At 63.6% G+C, this 1814-nt stretch carries 2 protein-coding genes; one reads left to right on the top strand and one right to left on the bottom strand.

What is annotated here, in order from left to right; all coding sequences use genetic code 11:
- The coding region (gene ccmA / locus ENZ74_RS30890; RefSeq protein WP_127313262.1) for a heme ABC exporter ATP-binding protein CcmA at nt 1–438 on the bottom strand (438 nt) is incomplete at its 3' end.
- A 280-nt stretch (nt 439–718) separates the two neighbouring features.
- On the opposite strand from ccmA, the gene ENZ74_RS30885 reads away from it, so the two are divergent.
- Nucleotides 719–1814, top strand: a 1096-nt coding sequence (locus ENZ74_RS30885; protein ID WP_245471048.1) for an aconitase family protein, incomplete at its 3' end; no start/stop codon positions are given.

Here is a 1814-nt window from a genome sequence, read left to right as displayed (position 1 = left end):
CCTGGCGATCGCCGCGCGGCGCCGCTGCCCGGTCGATAGATAGCCGAACGGCAGGTGGCCGATGCCGCCGAGCCCGACCGTTTCCAGCGCCTCTTCGACGCCGAGCTGTCCGTCGCCATTGAAGTCTCGCCAAAAGCGCAAATTCTCCGCCACGCTGAGCGCCGGCTTCATTGCGTTCTGGTGGCCGAGATAGTGACAGGCCGAGGCAACAGACGGAAACGCTTCGCCCCCGTCTTCGACCTTCATGACGCCCTCAATCCTCACGCTGCCTTCCGCCGCCGGCAGCAGCCCGGCGATGATCCGCAGCAAGGTCGACTTGCCCGATCCGTTCGGCCCGGTGACGATAAGCGCCTGACACTCCTCCAAGGCAAAGCCGATGCCGGAAAACACCGCGTCGCCGCCTCGCTCGCCGCCCAGATTTTCGGCGATCAGCCGCATTCCTCGCCTGCCCTGAAACCATGTGTCGCGGCCGCTGCCGCATCGCACAAAATTGCTTTCCAACTGTCTAGAACTATTCCAGAAAATTCTCTATATGCGGTGCATCCGTGCCAGCGGTCGGCACGGGAACAGAATTAGCGCCGAACCAGCGCACGCGCCGCCTTGAACGGCTCGGGTTGCTTGGGAACGGACAGCGGAAATGGCCGTACCCGCACCTTTGCGCGTGATTGCATGCCATCGGCGTCCGTTCCCTTTCAGGCTGAACAGACAAGGATCGCACGTGTCAAAATCCCTCGACAGTTTCAATTGCCGCCGCACGCTGACCGCAGGCGGCGCTGAATATGCCTATTTCGATCTCATCGAGGCCGAAAAGAACGGCCTTACCGGCATCTCGCAACTGCCCTATTCGATGAAGGTGCTGCTGGAAAACCTGCTGCGCAACGAAGACGGCCGCTCCGTCACCAAGGAATTGATCCAGGCGGTGGCCGGCTGGCTGACCGACAAGGGCACCGCCGGCGTCGAGATCGCCTATCGGCCGGCCCGCGTGCTGATGCAGGATTTCACCGGCGTTCCGGCCGTGGTCGATCTTGCCGCAATGCGCGACGCCATGGCTTCGCTCGGCGGCGATCCGCAGAAGATCAACCCGCTGGTGCCGGTCGACCTCGTCATCGACCATTCCGTCATCGTCGACGAATTCGGCACGCCGATGGCCTTCGCCCGCAATGTCGAGCTGGAATATGAGCGCAACGAAGAGCGCTACAAATTCCTGAAATGGGGCCAGCAGGCGTTCCGCAACTTCCGCGTCGTGCCGCCCGGCACCGGCATCTGCCATCAGGTCAACCTCGAATATCTCGGCCAGGTGGTGTGGACCAACACCGAGGACGGCGAAACCACAGCCTATCCCGACACCTGCGTCGGCACCGATTCGCACACCACCATGATCAACGGCCTGGGCGTGCTCGGCTGGGGCGTCGGCGGCATCGAGGCCGAGGCGGCCATGCTCGGCCAGCCGGTCTCCATGCTGCTGCCGGAAGTCATCGGCTTCCGTCTCACCGGCAAGCTGAAAGAGGGCGTCACCGCCACCGACCTCGTGCTCACCGTCACCCAGATGCTGCGCAAGAAGGGGGTCGTCGGCAAGTTCGTCGAGTTCTTCGGCCCGGGCCTCTCCAACATGACGCTGGCCGACCGCGCCACCATCGGCAACATGGCCCCCGAATATGGCGCCACCTGCGGTTTCTTCCCAGTCGACTCGGAAACCATCCGCTATCTCACAATGTCCGGCCGCAGCGAGGACCGCATCGCGCTGGTCGAGGCCTACGCCAAGGCGCAGGGCCTGTGGCGTGAAACCGGCTCGGCCGACCCTGTCTTCACTGATC

This window comes from Mesorhizobium sp. M7A.F.Ca.CA.002.15.2.1, assembly GCF_003998715.1.
In the GTDB taxonomy this organism is placed as follows: Bacteria; Pseudomonadota; Alphaproteobacteria; order Rhizobiales; family Rhizobiaceae; genus Mesorhizobium; species Mesorhizobium ciceri.
Note: the sequence above shows the minus strand (reverse complement) of the source record. Positions and strands in the feature narration are given on the sequence as shown.